General features: G+C 63.6%; 16 protein-coding genes. 9 read left to right on the plus strand and 7 right to left on the minus strand.

The window, feature by feature from the left end; all coding sequences use genetic code 11:
* Nucleotides 1–43 precede the first annotated feature (43 nt).
* Entirely contained in the window at nt 44–682 is a 639-nt protein-coding gene (locus tag BH683_RS23905; RefSeq protein ID WP_246833561.1) for a TetR/AcrR family transcriptional regulator, read from the plus strand.
* Here the strand turns inward: BH683_RS23905 and BH683_RS23910 are convergent.
* From BH683_RS23910 to BH683_RS23925, 4 genes are all read right to left on the minus strand, one after another.
* Nucleotides 671–2,029, minus strand: a complete 1,359-nt coding sequence (locus tag BH683_RS23910; RefSeq protein WP_084838790.1) for an NAD(P)/FAD-dependent oxidoreductase — start codon at nt 2,027–2,029, stop codon at nt 671–673. The two genes, BH683_RS23905 and BH683_RS23910, sit on opposite strands and share 12 nt — an antisense overlap.
* Before the next feature lie 56 nt (nt 2,030–2,085).
* On the minus strand, nt 2,086–3,540 hold the full coding sequence (locus tag BH683_RS23915; RefSeq protein ID WP_084838791.1) for an APC family permease: 1,455 nt from the start codon (nt 3,538–3,540) through the stop codon (nt 2,086–2,088).
* Between the two features lie 27 nt (nt 3,541–3,567).
* Nucleotides 3,568–5,022, minus strand: coding sequence for an aldehyde dehydrogenase family protein (locus BH683_RS23920; protein WP_084838792.1), 1,455 nt, complete (start codon nt 5,020–5,022; stop codon nt 3,568–3,570).
* A 173-nt stretch (nt 5,023–5,195) separates the two neighbouring features.
* Nucleotides 5,196–6,737, minus strand: a complete 1,542-nt coding sequence (locus BH683_RS23925; RefSeq protein WP_246833562.1) for a PAS domain-containing sensor histidine kinase — start codon at nt 6,735–6,737, stop codon at nt 5,196–5,198.
* Nucleotides 6,738–6,892: 155 nt separating this feature from the next.
* Here BH683_RS23925 and BH683_RS23930 point away from each other — a divergent pair, with 155 nt between their 5' ends.
* Genes BH683_RS23930 through BH683_RS23940 form a run of 3 tightly spaced genes read left to right on the plus strand, consistent with a single transcriptional unit; the run spans nt 6,893 to nt 9,225 of the window.
* On the plus strand, nt 6,893–8,062 hold the full coding sequence (locus BH683_RS23930; protein WP_168187111.1) for an acyl-CoA dehydrogenase family protein: 1,170 nt from the start codon (nt 6,893–6,895) through the stop codon (nt 8,060–8,062).
* A 42-nt stretch (nt 8,063–8,104) separates the two neighbouring features.
* Nucleotides 8,105–8,467, plus strand: a complete 363-nt coding sequence (locus BH683_RS23935; protein ID WP_084838795.1) for a hypothetical protein — start codon at nt 8,105–8,107, stop codon at nt 8,465–8,467.
* Nucleotides 8,467–9,225: an SDR family oxidoreductase gene (locus tag BH683_RS23940; protein ID WP_084838796.1), complete on the plus strand. Its 759-nt coding sequence runs from the start codon at nt 8,467–8,469 to the stop codon at nt 9,223–9,225. Before BH683_RS23935 ends, BH683_RS23940 begins: the two co-directional genes overlap by 1 nt.
* 11 nt (nt 9,226–9,236) lie before the next feature.
* Here BH683_RS23940 and BH683_RS23945 read toward each other — a convergent pair whose 3' ends face one another.
* Both BH683_RS23945 and BH683_RS23950 read right to left on the minus strand, forming a co-directional pair.
* Nucleotides 9,237–9,893: a response regulator gene (locus tag BH683_RS23945; RefSeq protein ID WP_084838797.1), complete on the minus strand. Its 657-nt coding sequence runs from the start codon at nt 9,891–9,893 to the stop codon at nt 9,237–9,239.
* A gap of 68 nt (nt 9,894–9,961) precedes the next feature.
* A complete protein-coding gene (locus BH683_RS23950) occupies nt 9,962–11,290 on the minus strand; it encodes an amidase (protein ID WP_084838798.1) in 1,329 nt (442 codons plus the stop codon).
* Nucleotides 11,291–11,377: 87 nt separating this feature from the next.
* On the opposite strand from BH683_RS23950, the gene BH683_RS23955 reads away from it, so the two are divergent.
* Nucleotides 11,378–12,568 (plus strand): flavin reductase family protein, encoded by a 1,191-nt coding sequence (locus tag BH683_RS23955; RefSeq protein ID WP_084838799.1) that lies wholly within the window; start codon nt 11,378–11,380, stop codon nt 12,566–12,568.
* An 8-nt stretch (nt 12,569–12,576) separates the two neighbouring features.
* On the plus strand, nt 12,577–13,128 hold the full coding sequence (locus BH683_RS23960) for a nuclear transport factor 2 family protein (RefSeq protein ID WP_094647732.1): 552 nt from the start codon (nt 12,577–12,579) through the stop codon (nt 13,126–13,128).
* Nucleotides 13,129–13,172: 44 nt separating this feature from the next.
* Here BH683_RS23960 and BH683_RS23965 read toward each other — a convergent pair whose 3' ends face one another.
* A complete protein-coding gene (locus BH683_RS23965) occupies nt 13,173–13,463 on the minus strand; it encodes a hypothetical protein (protein ID WP_084838977.1) in 291 nt (96 codons plus the stop codon).
* A gap of 321 nt (nt 13,464–13,784) precedes the next feature.
* Between BH683_RS23965 and BH683_RS23970 the strand changes: the two genes are divergently transcribed.
* The 3 genes from BH683_RS23970 to BH683_RS23980 are packed head-to-tail and all read left to right on the plus strand — an operon-like array spanning nt 13,785 to nt 16,610.
* Nucleotides 13,785–15,083 (plus strand): aromatic ring-hydroxylating dioxygenase subunit alpha, encoded by a 1,299-nt coding sequence (locus BH683_RS23970; RefSeq protein ID WP_084838801.1) that lies wholly within the window; start codon nt 13,785–13,787, stop codon nt 15,081–15,083.
* Nucleotides 15,076–15,660, plus strand: coding sequence for an aromatic-ring-hydroxylating dioxygenase subunit beta (locus tag BH683_RS23975; RefSeq protein WP_084838802.1), 585 nt, complete (start codon nt 15,076–15,078; stop codon nt 15,658–15,660). Before BH683_RS23970 ends, BH683_RS23975 begins: the two co-directional genes overlap by 8 nt.
* Complete coding sequence (locus BH683_RS23980) at nt 15,657–16,610, plus strand: PDR/VanB family oxidoreductase (protein ID WP_084838803.1); 954 nt, start codon at nt 15,657–15,659, stop codon at nt 16,608–16,610. The genes BH683_RS23975 and BH683_RS23980 overlap by 4 nt, the downstream gene beginning before the upstream one ends.
* Nucleotides 16,611–16,699: the final 89 nt, after the last annotated feature.

Here is a 16,699-nt window from a genome sequence, read left to right on the forward strand (position 1 = left end):
CGCCCGACCGTCGGTACCGTCACGAATTGGCAGGGAGGCGTGGTTGATACAGTCGCGCGAGATCGCCAAGGGGCAGGAGACGGTCATTCCGAGACTGGTCAATCATGACGAGCGTCGCCACGCCATCATCGCGGCGGCCTGGCGAATCATCGCTGCGCGCGGAATCGACGGCATCAACATGCGCGACCTCGCGGCGGAGGCCGGCTACACCAATGGCGCACTGAGCCACTACTTCGCGGGCAAGGACGAGATCTTGCGGACCTCGTTCGAACATGTGCTGGACACGACCAACGTCCGCATCGACCGCTCGGTGGGAAAAGCCACCGGAGTGAAGGCATTACGAAAGATGTGTGCCGAAATCATGCCGCTGACCGAGGAGGCACGGCTCGAAGCCCGTATCGCGGTGTCGTTGTGGCAACGCGCGTTGACGGACCGGGCCATGGAGTCGGTGAACAACGAAGCCGTCGCGGCATGGAAGTCACGATTGCGGCAGTACTGGCATGAGGCCATCGACAACGATGAACTTCCGCCGAACGACGTGGCGACCGGAGTCGAGGCGTTGATGACCATGATGATCGGTCTCCAGGTCACTGCGGCGCTGGATCCGGCCGCGACCTCGCGCCGTGCCCAGCTGGCGATGCTCGATGCGGTCTTGACGCCTGTGGAGAGCTCAGACCGCTGACCTCGCGACGAACTCGTTGATCAACGCGCGGGCGGTGACGATGCCTGACTCGATGGCGCCGTCGACAACGACACCGTTCCACCCGCGGGCGTAGTCGGCGCCGGCGAATCGGAGCCGCGAGTCGGTCGAGAGAAAGTTGCTCCATCCGTCGAAGAACTGACCAGACCTCAGGGTTGCCCAGGTCTGACCGGACCACTTGTCGGCGACCCAGTCGTGCCCGCCGCAGTCCAGCACTGTCAGATCATCACTCCAGACGTTGATCGCCTTCTGTGCCGAGGCCACATCCTGGAGGTCCATGGCGTTGTGGTCGGATCCGAAACCCACCAGGATGGTGGCGTCCTCATCGTCGAGGAAGTACTCGCTGCGCAGAAGCGAAATCGGGTTGTCTCCGGGGGCGCCTGCGATGATCGAATGTCGGCCGGACACCTTCACCCAGATTTTGAAGCCGGTCGAGTTGGTGCCCTCTGAAATGACCTTCTGCTGACCGTCGGCCAACGGGGGTTCGAAATGGATCTGGGAGAGCGCGCCGATGGGTGCGGTGACGATGACTGCGTCTGCTGACACGATGGTGCCGTCGGCCAGCTCGACCTCGACCGCGGACGGCGAGTGGTTGATGCGGACCACCGGGGTGTCGAGTGAGATGTCGGCCCGTAGGTCTCCAGCGATCGACTCGTACAACCCGCGCATGCCGTCGACCAGCTTGAAGCGCAGCGTTTGTTCGTCCATCAGCGAGCTCCGGTGATCGCTGAGGGCCGCCCAATGCTTCGCCATCAGTGGCGAGGCGGTGGCCGTCGACCCCTGGTAACCGGCGGACCAGTAGGAATCCGCAAGGTCGATGTCCATCTGGCTGAACTCACCCTCGCGCAGGCAGTCGAGCACGCTGCCGGTGTCCGCACGGAGAAATCGTTCGCGCAACGACGGATCGGTGTCGGCATCGCTCAGAAGGGCAAGTGGGTCATGCGGATTCGGGAAGAACTCACGCGAACCTTCGAAGATCTTCTCTTGCACCCGGGAGAGCGCGACGTCGAGATCGTGCTCGGTGCCACGATGTACGATCCCGCCGCTCACCCAATACGCGTCGTCGATGTCGGGGCTGGGGTAGATCTTCTGTCCGTAGCGCGTGATCTCGGTCCAAACGAACGGTTGCATCCAGTGCACCCACGTCGCGCCCATCTCCAGCGTGTGTCCTCCCAGCCGTTCGTCGGTCCAGGCGCGTCCACCGATGCGGTCTCGGGCTTCGACGATCCGGACGTCGAAGCCGGCGAATTCGAGTTCTCGCGCTGCGATCAGACCGGAGAATCCCGCTCCGACGATGACCACTGACGGTCTGGTTGTGCTGTCGGACATAAGTCCTCCTGTCGTTTGGGGTTTGCACGTGGTGGTGTGAAAGGCCGGCCGCCGGGTCAGGGATGTGGCGAACCCGACGTCTGGTCCATGGCAGTACCGCGTCGTGAACGGACCACGAAATGTCCCACTGCCCAACCGATCACGAATGTGCACACGATGATTGCGAGAAAGATGTTCGCGAGAGTCCGGGAACCGCCGATGAGTGTCGTGAAGTTGGCGATGACCAGTGCCGTGATGCCGGCAAGGCCGAGGCCGCCGAGTATTGGCGCGATCTTGGTGTGCCACAGCCGAGTGTCGGCGCCGGAGCGGGTGAAGTAGACAACGATGGCGACACTGGTGAGCACCATCACGACCAGGATCGACACGGTCGCGACGCCCGCCATCCAGGTGAACAGTTCGAGCACGGGATCAGCGCCCGCCAGCGCGAAGATTCCGACCAGAACAAATGCGGTCACGGTCTGGAACAAGGAACCGAGATGTGGTGAACCGTGGCGAGGGTGCACGGCCATCAGGGAGCGAGGAGCGAAACCACCGCGCGAGAGTACGTGGGTATATCGGGCAATGGCGTTGTGGAATGCGAGCAGAGCAGCGAACAGGCTCGTGACCAGCATGACCATCAAAACGTCGGAGGAGACGCCTCCGAGGTACTCGTCTGCGGCGATGAAGGTCAGGTCTGCGGTGTGCTCTGTTGCGATGGCTTGAACGTCGTCGGCCCCGAAGGCGAGAACGATTGCCCAGCTGGCAACCGCGTACAACACACCGATGATGATCACAGCGACGTAGGTGGCGATCGGTACCGTTCGACGCGGGTTCTTCGTCTCCTCGCCGTAGATGGCCGTCGCTTCGAATCCGATGAACGATCCGACCGCGAACATCAGGGCGATGCCGGGCGAGCCCGACATGAAAGTCGATGGGCTGAAGGACGATACCTCGATGCCCTGCGCACCGCCCTGTCCGAGAATGGATACCGACAGGACCACGATCAAGAGCATCTCTGCGACCAGCAGGACGCCGAGAACCTTCGCTCCCACGTTGATGCTGCGGTAGCCCAGCACGGCCACCAACGCCATCAACGCAAATGCCCACACCCACCACGGCAGATCCGGTCCGCCGAACCGCACCACGACGCTACCCAGGGTCGAGGCGGCGAGACCGTAGATCGCGGCCTGCACCGTCGTGTAGGCGAGAAGTGCGAGTGATGCCGCACCGAGGCCGGGTCCCCTCCCCAATCCTTTGGTGACATAGGCATAGAACGCGCCTGACTCGGTGACATGACCACTCATCGTCGCGTAGCCGACACTGAAGACCAGCAGGACGGCGGCGACGACTATGTAGGTCAGAGGCGCGCCCGCCCCGTTGCCCAGTGCGATCATCACCGGCAGTGAGCCGGCAACGGCGGTGAGAGGCGCGGCGGCCGCGATCACCAGGAAAACGATACCGGGGACACCGATGGATCCGCGGAGCCTGTGTTCGGATCCCGAAGTTGTTGAAGAGAATGTTTTTTCGACCATGATCGACCTTTTCTTTCCGTGCTCAGGTCACAGGATGACGGTGATCGTCTTGGGTTCTGTGTAGGAGAGGATTCCTTCGTATCCGAGTTCGCGACCCACTCCGCTGGCTTTGACGCCGCCCCACGGCAGTTGGGGGGCGAGCGGCGACCAGCCGTTGACGCCGATCGCACCGGCGTCGATGCGTGCCGAGATGCCATGCGCGCGGCTCACATCGGTGGTCCAGATCGTCGCCGACAATCCGTACTGGTTGTCGTTGGCCAGTTCGACGGCCTCGTCGTCGGAATCGAACGGGATCACGACGCCGACAGGGCCGAAGATCTCCTCACGGGACACCACCATGTCGTTGCGACCGGCCAGGACAGTCGGATTGACGAAGAAGCCGGGGCCGTCCGGCGCGTTTCCGCCCGCAATGACATCGGCGCCTTCATCGGCGCCCTTGCGCAGGTAGCCGACCACACGGTCCCGCTGCCGTGCGTTGACCAGCGGCCCCATGGTGGTGGCAGGGTCGAACGGGTCGCCCACGATCTGGGCCTCGGCGGCGGCCTTGAGCCCCTCGAGTACGGCCTCATACACTTTGCGGTGGGCAAGGATTCGCGTACCCGCAGCGCATACCTCTCCCTGGTTGAAGAACAGTCCCATTGCCGAACCCTGGATCGCGGCGTCGAGGTCGGCATCGTCGAAGATGACCTGTGGCGCCTTGCCTCCCAGTTCGAGGGCGGTGCGCTTGAAGTTGACGGCGGAGTTGCGCACGATACTGCGCCCGACCTCGGTGGAACCGGTGAAGGAGATCTTGTGGATTCCGGGGTGCAAGGCCAGTGCCTCACCCGCAACCTTTCCCACTCCGGTGAGCACGTTCACCGTTCCCGGTGGAAAGCCGGCTTCATCGACGAGTTCGGCCAGCCGAAGGATCGACAACGAGGCGTCTTCCGAAGGTTTGACGATCACCGCATTGCCACACGCGAGCGCGGGGGCCAGCTTCCAGCCGAGAATCATCAGCGGCGCATTCCACGGCACAATGGCGGCCACCACGCCGATCGGATCGCGACGTGTGTAGGCGTGGGTGGGCACCGGCCCACCGAGGTAACCGTCGTTGGCGATCAATTCGCCATTGATCTTGTCGGCCCAGCCCGCGTAGTACCGGAGCGTGCCGATGAGATTGGGAATCATCATGGCCGCGCCCATGCCGACAGGGCGGCCCATGTCGATCGATTCCAGCGCCGCCAGCTGCTCCAGGTCGCGCTCGACGAGATCGGCCAGACGGTGAAGCAGAGCGCCCCGACGTGACGGGGCCAGCGCACCCCAGTCGCCGCGGTACGCCGACGTCGCCGCGGTGACCGCGGCGTCGACGTCGGCAGACCCGGCGGCTGCGAGTTCGGCCAACGGTTGGCCGGTTGCGGGATTGAGGGTGGTGAAGGTTTCGCCGGCGTCGCGCCATCCACCGCCGATGAACAGGCCGGTGTGCAAGTTCGAGATGTCGATCATGGTCCAGTTGCTCCTGAGGCTGAGCTGTGATTCTACGTCTGTAGAACCATCGGGTGTGGCGTACGTTACACCTCAACGGTTCGCGCCGGAAGATGCCCAGCGTGAAGAAACCTTTACCCGAGGACTGCCGTCAGAATGCCCTGTGCAAAAACAGGACTCGCGCGAGAATGTCGCTACTGTGCGCTGAGGGGGAGGGTGAACTCGAACACGGCCCCGCGTGGTGTGTTCTCCCGGGCGGTGAGCGTGCCGCCTTGGCGACTGATGATGCGATAACTCAATGCCAGGCCGATACCGTTGCCTGCGGCCTTGTCCGTGAACGCCCCGTAGAATACCTGGTCGGATGGCATGTGGGAGATACCTTTTCCGCAGTCGGTGACCGTGACGACGCCGTATCCGCCGTCGTATCCGACCGAGACCGATACCGGCTGCCGGACATCAGGCTGCCCCGCCAATTCTTCGATGGCGTTGAAGCACAGATTCAGCAACACCTGACCGGTGAGTACCTTCTCGCACACGACGGTGACGGGTTCGTCGGCAAGCACATACTCCACCGACACGCCGCTCTGCTGTGCGCGCAGATCGACGAAGTACGAACACTCTTCGACGATCTCGTTGAGGTCCGCGTGCTGCTGAGAATCCTCGAGTGTCGTCACGTACTCGCGCAAACTCCGCACGATGTGGTTGGCACGGTCCAATTGCCGGCGGGCGCTCTCCAGACCGCGCTGGATGTCGTCGTATCCGGCCGGCGGTTCGGTGGGTTGATCGGATGCCTGGGCCCGGTCTTGGGTTCCGGCGAGCCGGCTCTGCGTCCCGGCCAGGTAATTCGTGGCCGCCGCCAGCGGCTGGGCGAGTTCGTGAGCGATGGCCATTGCCATGTCACCCATCGCGTTGTACCGCGCCAGATAGTTCAGGTACTGCACATCGCGGCGATGCGCCTGCTCGGTCAGTACATGATCGGTGACGTCGTGACACAGCAGCAGTGACCCGCTGAGATCGTTTTCGATCTCGATGTGCTGGCAACTACCTGCATGCCAACGTACCCGGCCACTGGGCAGCTTGATCTCGTACCGCAGCCCTTCTGACCCGCCGTGTTCGGCAGTACGCTCGAGGGCCGCGACAACGTTGGAGCGAGACTGACCGGGCGTGCACAAATCCGTGAACCGGATGCCGGGCAGGCGATCGAGCGGTGAATCGAGCAGCGCGGCCGCCGCTTCGGTGGCGTATGTGATGCGGCCGGTCTCGTCGAGGACCAGAATCCCCTCACTCATGTTGTCCAGGAACGCCGACAGCCGCGCCTCGGTGCGGTTGAGGTCTGCCTCGGTACGCAGGAGGTCCCGCCGGACCAGGGCCTCGCGTTCGATGTCGCGGAACTGCACCATGACCACCTGGCGCGCGGCCAGCTCGACCCTGATCGCGATGGCCTCGGTGAGGATGACCCGGCCACTCTTGGCCCGATATGCCCACTCGGTCACCGCAACACCATTGTCCACCGCGTTCTGCAACCACTGCCGCCCCACGGACCTGCGGTATCGCTGCTCCTGGGCGCTCATCTGGTGCGCTTTGAGGGGGCGCAGCTCCTCGACGCTGAACTCCAGGAGATCTGCCGCAGCCTGATTTGCCCAGAGGATGTCTTTCGACGCGGCGTCATGAATCAGGACGCAGTACCGCAGTGCCTGAACCAGCTGCTCGTAGTCGTCGTCGGCGAGATAGGGCACGGACGCCTCCTTCTGACTGAAGACTGCACCGCCTGGGTGCGGGCCGCAAGTAAGGAATTGCTTAGTCGCGACGCGGGAAGTCCCGATACCGGCGGCCCGCCCACAGTCCATAGCGTCATCGTCGAAGCTTTCGATGAAATGCGAATGGAGACGTGATGACGACGGAGAGCATGACCAGGGTGTCCGCCGAACCAGCGGGGCCGGCTCGCGCAGCGGCGTTCGAAGACGCCCTGGACGTGCTCCGGGAACGCCGAGACGAGTTCAGTGCCCAACGCTTCGTTCCACGCGACTTCGTTGCACTTCTCAAGCGGGCCGGCATGTACCGGGCATCGACGCCCGCCGCATTCGGTGGCGAGCCCATGGCCCCCTCTGACTTCATGAAGCTGGTCGAGCGGTTGTCTGCTGTCGACCCGGCCACCGGATGGGTTGCGAGTTTCGGCTCGTCGCTGGTCTATTTCGCGGCATTGCCGGTCGCATCGCAACAGCAGATCTACGCGGACGGCCCCGATGTCGCCTACGCCGGTGGTCTGTTTCCCATGCAGGAGGCCCAGCGTGTCGCCGGTGGATATTTGTGCACCGGCACTTGGCAATTCGCCAGTGGATGCCGCGGCGCCGACATCATCGGAATAGGGTTGGTCGGCGGGCCGGAGACGAACGGTAAGCCCCTCACCGCGCTGGTGAATCCCGACGACGTCGAGATCGTCGACAACTGGGGTGTCGCCGGGATGAAGGCGACGGGATCACATGCCGTGCGTGCCGATCGGCTGTTCGTGCCGGAGGAGATGACGTTCGTCCGAGGCGGCGAGCCTCAGATCGACGAGCCGTTGAATCGGTACCCGGCGCTGTCGTATGCCGCTCAGGTGTTGGCGGTGGTGACCCTCGGTGCAGCTCGTGGCGCCCTCGACCACGTGATCGAGGTCGGCGCGGCGAAGGCATCGATCACCGGGGGCGCGGCCAAGGGCAACCGGCCTGCCTACAAGACGGGGCTGGCGCAGGCGGAGGCGGAGTTGCGTGCGGCGAGGGCGTTCTTCTATCAGACCACTGACGACGTGTGGGCCAAAGCCTTTGACGGCGAGGCGATCACCACTGAAGACCAAGCGATACTCCGCCTCAGCGCCACGCATGCGGCCCACGCCGGTCGCTCCGTGGTGCTCAGGGCCTTCGATCTCGCCGGAACCGGCGCAATCTACGAGAATCACCCGTTGCAACGGTACGTCCAGGACGCTCTGGTGCCCGCCCAGCACGCGATGTTGCAGACCCATACCTACGAGGCGGTCGGAGCGCTGCTGCTCGGCCTCGACGCCGGCATCCCGAGCTTTCCCTGAGCTGAAAAATCAAGACCTGCAACTACTCACGAGGAGAATCATATGGCCAACGAACCGCTGCGCACGCTGTTCTGCATCGGCAACAATCAGAACTTCTTCGACCTCCCCAAGGCTGACATCGGTCCCGTCTGGGTGGGGATCCAAGAGATGCTGTCGAACCTCAAGAACATGGACGGTGTCGACGTGATCGGGACGTTCGATGACGACGCCCACATGGTCGGGCCGTCCGACGGCTGGCCGTGGACGTGCTACGTCCTCGCCGACGTCCGAGATCAGCCGACTGTGAAAGCGGCGTGCAATCTTCTGCGAACAACGATGATCGGTGAGTTCGCCCTGTGGAAGTACTTCAAGATGGAAGCCCGCATGGGCCGCGAGCTCGCGATCCGCGACGACGTCAAACTCTGATGGCGAACGCGCAGCAGAGTCAGGGCGTGGCAGTGGTCACCGGTGCGGCAGGCGGGATGGGCAGCCATATCGCGCGGGCATTGCACGCCGACGGAGCGCACGTGCTGCTGGCCGATATCGCACTCGACGCCGCGCAGGAGCTGGCATCCGAGCTGTCGCCCGACGGATCAAGCGCGCGGGCGGTTGCGCTCGACGTGGCACACCGCGAGCCCTTTGTGCAGGCCCTGGACGTCTGCCGACAGACCTGGGGAAGACCGACGATCCTGGTCAACAACGCGGCGGTGACCCAGGGCGCCGAGCTGATGGACATCGGTGAAGAGGATTTCACCCGGGTCCTCAACACGAACGTGAACAGCATCTTCTTCGGTTGTCAGGTCTTCGGGGCGGCGATGGCCGACGCAGGCTACGGCCGCATCATCAACATGGCATCCCTTGCGGGCCAAAACGGCGGGACGGCCACCGGCGGCCACTACGCGTCCTCGAAGGGTGCGATCCTCACGGCGACAAAGGTCTTCGCTCGCGAGCTCGCTCCGCATGGGGTCACCGTCAACGCCATCGCCCCCGGCCCTCACGACCTCCCGGTCGTCCACGCGACCGTGCCGCCCGAGAAACTCGGTGCCGTGGTCGCGAACATTCCGGTGGGCACGCTCGGGGATCCGTCATTCATCGGGGATGTGGTGTCTCTACTGGCTTCGCCGAAGGCCGGGTTCGTCACCGGAGCCTGCTGGGACGTCAACGGCGGTCTGTACCTCCGCTGACCCCGCCGGCATCAGCCCTCTGAATCGGCGACGGGCACCTCGGCATCAAACCGGAGGATGTCGCGGACCAGGGTGCTGATGCTGTCGGCGTCGGTCTTGCTCTTGATCCGCGCACGGTGAACGTCGACCGTCTTGACACTCATGCCGAGCCTGCGCGCGATGTTCTGGCTGGGCATGCCCTCGACCACCAGGGCGAGGATCTGTCGTTCCCGTGGAGTCAGCGACGAGACCTTGGACTGCACGGCCTGTTTGAGGCGATACTGACGGAATCGGATCTCTGCCTGCTCGACGCCGCTCTGTACCGCATCCAGAAGGCGCTGCGGTTCATACGGCTTCTCCAGGAAGTCGAGCGCGCCCGCCTGTAGCGCCGACACCGACATCCGGATGTCCCCGTGCGCGGATACGAAGATGATCCCGACAAACGGCGCAAATGTGTTGAGGCGCTCCTGCAACCGGGTGCCGCTGAGATGCGGCATTCGCACATCCAGGACCAGACACGCGGCATGGTCACCCTGATACATCTCGAGGAACTCGTCCGCGCTGTGGCAGATCCGTGGTCTGATACCGATGCTCTCGAGAAGCCACTCCACCGATTCGCAGACCTCGGGGTCGTCGTCGATGACGTACACCGTGGCCGGTGCACTGTCCTCACTCAGCTGTTCGGACATGTCTCCTCGCGTATCGTGGCCCCCGATCACGAAGAGTCTACGCGCCGAGGGGAGTACACAGCCGGACTTCAGTTCACTCGCCCTACGACCGGGCCCTTGACCGGCGGCATCGCACGCAGCGTGGATTCGAGTTTCTTCGCGACGGCGAACAGGGTGCTTTCACATCCGGGTTGTCCGATGAGCTGCAGACCCAGTGGTAGTCCATCGACATCTTCGGCGCCGGGGACCACCACGACGGGTGCGCCGAGCAATTGCCACGGCCTGCTCAGGACAGGTGATCCGGTAGCGGACAGGCCCGCGGGCGCCGGGCCCAGTGCGGCGGGGCCGACCACCACGGCCTCACCGGCAAGCAACGCCTCGAAGTGTGCACGCCGCTGATCCCGCCGCTCCAATGCCGCCGCTCTGTCGCCCGCCGACACCTCAGAACCTTCAAGCACCAGCTCACGCAACGGCGGACTCAACCGTTCCCCGTGCTCAGCGACGACATCCCGCAGTGTCTCTGCTGCCTCGTGAGCCATGACCGTGCGGTGGTCGTCGGCGAGGGCGCGAATGTCCTGGTCCCAGTGCAGGCCGGCGCTGCTGATGCCGCGATCGGCGAGGATGCCGGGGACCGCATCGAGAAGCGCAACCATCGCCGGATCCAGGCTGTCCAGCTCACTACCCGACCACACCAACACCTTCGGTGTGATCGGGGCAGACTCGGCAGACCGGCCGGTGAACGCGTTGAAGACGTACTCGAGATCTGCGATGGTGCGAGTCAGCACACCCAATGAATCGAGTGACTCGCTGAGTCCACAGACGCCGTCCAGGCTCACAGTTCCCTGGGCCAGAACCATTCCAGCGGTCCCGCAGAACGATGCCGGCCGGGTCAGAGAGCCTGCCGTCTGAGTCCCCAGGGCCACAGCAATGGTCCCCGCACCCACCGCTGCCGCCGACCCGCTGGATGAGCCTCCCGGAGTGCGGTCTGGTGCCTTGGGGTTTCGGGTCGGACCGGGGGAGAAGTAGCCGAATTCGGTGGTGACGGTCTTTCCTTGGACCACGGCCCCGAGATCACGAAAACGGGCGACGCATGCGGCGTCCCGGGTGGCCGGGGCCTGCTCGGTGACCGATGATCCTGCCCGGGTCGGCAGGCCCGCGACGTCGATCAGATCCTTGACGGCGAGCGAGATCCCCCGAAGCGGTGCATCGGTGACCTGGTGGTCCTGACTGCGCGCCTCGTCGATCACGCGAGGGTTCAACTCGACCCATGCCGACAACATGCTCTCCGCGGCGTCGATGTCACCACGGACTCCACGGGTGAGTCGTACCGCCGTGTCCGCTCCGGAGTTGATGGCGGCTACTTGGTCCGGAATCGGACGGTGCCACCCTGCGGATCCCGCGAGGTCTCTTTCGATCATGGATCGAGTGTGCGGCTTCTCGCTCGCGAACGACAGTAAAGATTTCTCTGCTACCGCCGTAGGACGATACGAAATAGTTTCGCAGACATGGCTATCACCGCAACTGCCCAGTTCGAAGCATCCGTATTTCGGGAAGTGATGGGCCACTATCCTACGGGCGTCGTGGTGGTCACCGGTCGCGACCGCGATGGCGACGTGTTGGCGATGGTCGTCGGCACGTTCAATTCGGTGTCGCTGGACCCGCCGCTGGTGTCGTTCATGCCGATGAAGACGTCCCGGACCTTCGCGAAGATGTTGGAGTGTGACTCACTGTGCATCAACATCCTCGGTGGTGAGCAAGAGGACGTCGTGCTGACCATCGCGCAGCGCTGGGAGAACAAGCTCGACGGTATCGAATGGTTCGCCTCACCCAGCGGTAATCCGGTGCTGGCGGACTCGGTCGCGTGGATCGACAGCACGATCTACAACACTGTGGAGGCCGGCGACCACTGGATCGTGCTCTGCGCGGTCACGGACCTGGCCGTCACGAACCCGGTCTCGCCCCTCATCTTCTTCCAAGGTGGCTACGGCAGCTTCGTCACCACCTCGTTGATGGCACGGATGGATCACGAGATACTCCCTGCCATCCATGCTGCGCATGGTGCTCGCAGCAGAATCGAGGAGTTGGCAAATGCGATCGGTTGTGAGGTAACAGTTTTCACCGCCGTCAGTTGCGATGAGATGGCGACTGTGTTGTCCGCGACATCGCCCGGAGTCGCCAGGGAAGGCGGGCTGGCGTTGCGGGTGCCGATGGTGCCGCCGATCGGGGACTCGTATGTGTTCGCCCGCTCGAGTGACGAGCAGAAGCGGTGGATCGGCAGGCTTCGCGGCGCGTCGGATGAGGTAAAAGCAGTGCATCTCGAGCGTCTGGATTTCGTCCGAGAACACGGGTACCTGATCGCCTTCCTGCCACCGCAGACCGCCGATGCCTATGCTGAGATGCGTGACGCGGCTGAGCGTTACGGACGTGGTCGACTGACTCCAGCCCAGGAACGAAGCATCCGGGAGTCGATCGGACGGTCTCCTGTCGACTATCGGGTCCAGCACGTCGAGGACTCGTCCACCTATGACGTGGGATCGCTGGTGCTGCCCGTCCGAGACCCGGGTGGTGGCTACTCGTTGACGTTGCGGTTGGCGCAGCTGCCTCCGCAGGCATCGGGTGCGACGATCCGCGGATGGCTCCGCCAGGCGCGTGAGGTCGTCGCCGCCCTCGAGAACAACCGAGAGGTGCAGCCGTGACCGAGGCCATGGAAGACACCGTTGCAGGGTTGGTTGCCCGAATCGAGACGTTGGAGGCCGAGGCCGACATCCGTCGGCTGCAGGCCCGCTATATGTTCCTCTGCGACACACCGTGTCCCGAATTCGGCGTACGCGACGATCAGCACCGGATCGACCTGATCGTCGGGCTCTACTCGGACGACGCGGTGTGGGAGGGCGTCGGCGAATACTACGACGGTCAGTTCGGGCGTGCGCAGGGTCATGCGGAGATCCGGGCGCACTTCGAGCGGTTCTGGGGGACCAAGCGTGATCCGGAGCTGTTGCTCAACGCCCACTATCTGACGTCTGAGCAGATCCACGTGGCGGGCTCCGGCGCCTCAGGGCAGTGGATTCACATGCAGCCCTGGCTCTTTGCGGACGGTAGTGGACTCTTGCGGTCGAGTCGCCTGAACAATGAGTTCCGAAAGGTCGACGGGGTCTGGAAGATCACCCGGACGAGAACCGAGAATGTGTTCATAGCCCCTCTGCCCACGCGTTTCGCAAGCGACCACCCGCGCGCATCGGTACTCATGCGGCCGTAGTCCGGCGCGTGCAGTCAACAAGCCGACCCGCGCGCCACGGTCGGTCAGTCGTCGCTCCAAGCGGCATCTGCCTCCCAGTAGTCCATACCAGCGGCGCTGACCCGGTGCCGCCACGGCGACGTTCGGCGAAGTGTCGGCTCGATGCGTGCAGTGGCCTCGTCGGCCACCTCCGGGCCGTCACCGGTGACGGTCCAGTGCACCCAGTTCACTTCGTTGCCCGCACTGTCGTGGGTGAACAGGTCCACATGCCGCCACCCGTAGCCGAAGGTGTCGGTGTAGCAGGTCAGTGTCATCCGCCGGTCATCGGTGACCGAGGCGCTTGAATCAGGGGTCATTTCGAATCCGTATGTCGGTGGCATGATTTCGGAGCGGTGGTGTCGCGGACACGATGGGTCGGCGCGACGAGATCTGCGGTCACCGTCTCGCCATGATGTTACCGCTGCCGAGGCACCCAGGTTGTGTTCTACGGGTAAGGAAATTACCTATCAGGCGGTGTACCTTCTCTGATTCTCAGCGGCCGCGCATATCCGTACCGTGAGGGTCGACAGTGCTGAACGAGCAAGTCCGGGCGCCACAGCCCTGGCGGCCGGGACCCGGTTTCGATTGTCCCGGTTGACCTTGCGATTCACATCACCTATGTATCTGGAGCCATCACGATGACCGTCGACTTCAACGCAGAGAAGGTCTACGACCTCCCACCCTCCGACCTGGTGCGCCCCGATCGCGTTGCGGGGCGGATGTACACAGACCCTGACATCTTCGAACTCGAGATGTCGCGCATCTTCGAGCGCGCCTGGGTCTGGGTTGCTCACGAGAGTGAGTTGCCGAAGGCCGGCAGTTTCAAGTCGACACACGTCGGGCACCAGCCGGTGATCGTCACACGTGATCGCAAAGGCAACATCAACACTCTGCTGAACAGGTGCCGGCACCGTGGGGCGAGCGTGTGCGAGCAGCGCGCCGGTAACGCCAATGGGTTCACGTGCCCGTACCACGCGTGGTCATACGGTCTCGACGGCACCTTGCGAGGGATCCCGTACCCCGATGGCTACGAGGATGTCATGGGCAAAGAGGGAATGGGCCTGAAGAAGGCGCGCACCGAATCATACGGCGGCATGATCTTTGCGACGTTCAACCCTGACGCTGAGCCACTCGACGAGTTCTTGGGCGACACCAAACTCTGGATCGATCGATTCTTCAAGCAGGGCGGCGGATATCCCGTCAAAGTGCTCGGCACGCACCGGTTCAAGTTCCGCGGCAACTGGAAGATCCAGCTGGAGAACACCACTGACGGCTACCACTTCCCGATCGTGCACCGGTCCTGGATGGCGTCGGTGGACGCCGAGACCTCCGACATGATGAGTTTCATGACAGATCCGTCCGCGATCACCCATGACCTCGGTAACGGACACTCGGTGATGCAGATGGTCCCCGAACATTCAGACCTCGATGCCGACGACGGCAGCGAGCCGCTGCAGCCACGCTTCGACGGTCTGGTCGCGGAACTGACCGAGGCCGGGTTGGATGAGCCCGCCGTCCGCAAGCTGGTACGCGCTGTCCATGGCACGGGGTTCAATCTCAACCTGTTCCCGAACGTGTCGATGTCCATCTCGTTCTTCCGGGTACTGCGTCCGATCTCGGTCAACGAGACGTGGATCGAGCACGTTGCCCTGGGGTCGGACGGACCGGAGGACATCGTCGGACCGGTCAATCGGGAACGGTTGCGGGCTCACGAACACTTCCAGGGCCCCTTCGGTTTCGGCACACCTGATGATGCCGAGGGCTGGGACCGCGTGCAGAGGGGCGCCGTGGGTGGACCTGAACTGCCCATCATGGTCAATCGTGGCCTGGGCCGTGAGGCTCGCTCGGCGCAGGGATGGCCCACTTCTCACGTCACAGATGAAACGGGTATGCGCGCTGCATACGGAAAATGGAAGGAGATGATGAGCGATGACTGACACCGTCCAGGCTCGCAAACCGAAACCAGGTGCATGGGCGGCGGAAGCCGTTGCCCGTGAGCTGCCGGTGTCGTTTGTACCCACCACCGACACCCGGGTGGTGCGAGCCATCGATCTCATCAGTCGTGAGGCCGAGTTGCTCGACAACAAAGACTACGAAGCATGGCAGCAGCTCTACTCCGAAGACGCAAAGTACATCATCCCGATCGATCCTGATTGCGAAGACTTCGCCAACACCCTGAACATGGTGTACGACGACGCTCACATGCGTGGTCTGCGGGTCACCCGGATGACCGAGGGATATGCGATCGCCGCGGTCGACTCAGCAAAGACGCTCCGAACCATCGGACGGTTCGTCCCTGCCGACGTGGTCGATCGTGACCACGGTGCCACTGTCAAGATCCGCGCGGCACAGACGCTGATCGCCTACAAGCGCGGACACCACGATATCTGGGCTGCAAACGTCGACTACACGATTGATCTGGGCGCCACTGCTGCCGACGACCGCCTATCCCTCAAAGTCATTCGACTCATCGACGGCCGGGACGAGGTACCTGCGGCGGGGTTCCTGCTGTGACGCTCCAGGTGCAGGTTGCCGAGGTCGTCTCCGAGACACCGGCTATACGTACGCTAAGGCTGGTGCGTGAAGACGGCGCGCAGTTCACCCCCTATGATGCGGGTGCACACATCGACGTCGTCGGCCCGACCGGTGTGCTCCGGCAATACTCGCTGTGTAGTCCACCCCGCGACCCGTCGTCCCTCCTGATCGCGGTGAAACGCGAGGAGGACTCGCGTGGAGGTTCAGCTGCGCTGCACGAGGTGCAACCGGGCGACCGTGTGACGATCTCGCCACCGCGTAACCTCCTGACCCTCGCCGAGGATGCCGACCGGCACGTGCTGATCGCAGGTGGTATCGGAGTGACCCCGCTGCTCAGCTTGGCGTATGAAATGAGCTCGCGAGCAGTCGACTTCGAACTCCACTACTTCGTGCGTAGTCGGGACCAGGCGGCCTTCATCGACCTGTTGGAGAACCGCGTGGAGTTCGCTGACCGGGTTCATCTCTATTTCGGTACTCCACGTAGCGATCTGGCCGGCATCCTCGAGGAGCTGGCGGGCCGGGCAGACAAAGCCTCCCATGTCTACACCTGTGGGCCGGTCGGATTCATGGACCTGGTGGCGGCCACCTTCGCACCCGCGGTGGGTGCCGATCAGGTCCACAGCGAGCATTTTGTCGCAACGACCGTCGACACCAGTGCGGACTCCGCCTTCGAGATCGAACTCGACACCGGCGAGGAGTTCACTGTCCCGGCCGACCAGTCGATCCTGGAAGTCCTGGAAGAGAACGGGATCGAGGTCTTCAAGTCCTGCGAGGAAGGGATCTGCGGGTCGTGCATCTCGGGTGTGCTGGAAGGCACACCGGACCACCGCGACAACTGCCTGTCGAACGCTGACAAAGCGGCCGGCAACCAGATGGCTCTATGCGTGAGCCGGGCACAGTCATCCAAGCTGGTCATCGAACTGTACTGAGCGCCAACGCCGGATCACGGGCATCGACATCGCTGAAGCGGTGGCGGTGCCCGTTTTCTTGTAGGCCCCTGTCGGCACAAGTGCGCACA

It is taken from the genome of Williamsia sp. 1138, from assembly GCF_002095435.2.
Classification (GTDB): Bacteria; Actinomycetota; Actinomycetes; order Mycobacteriales; family Mycobacteriaceae; genus Williamsia.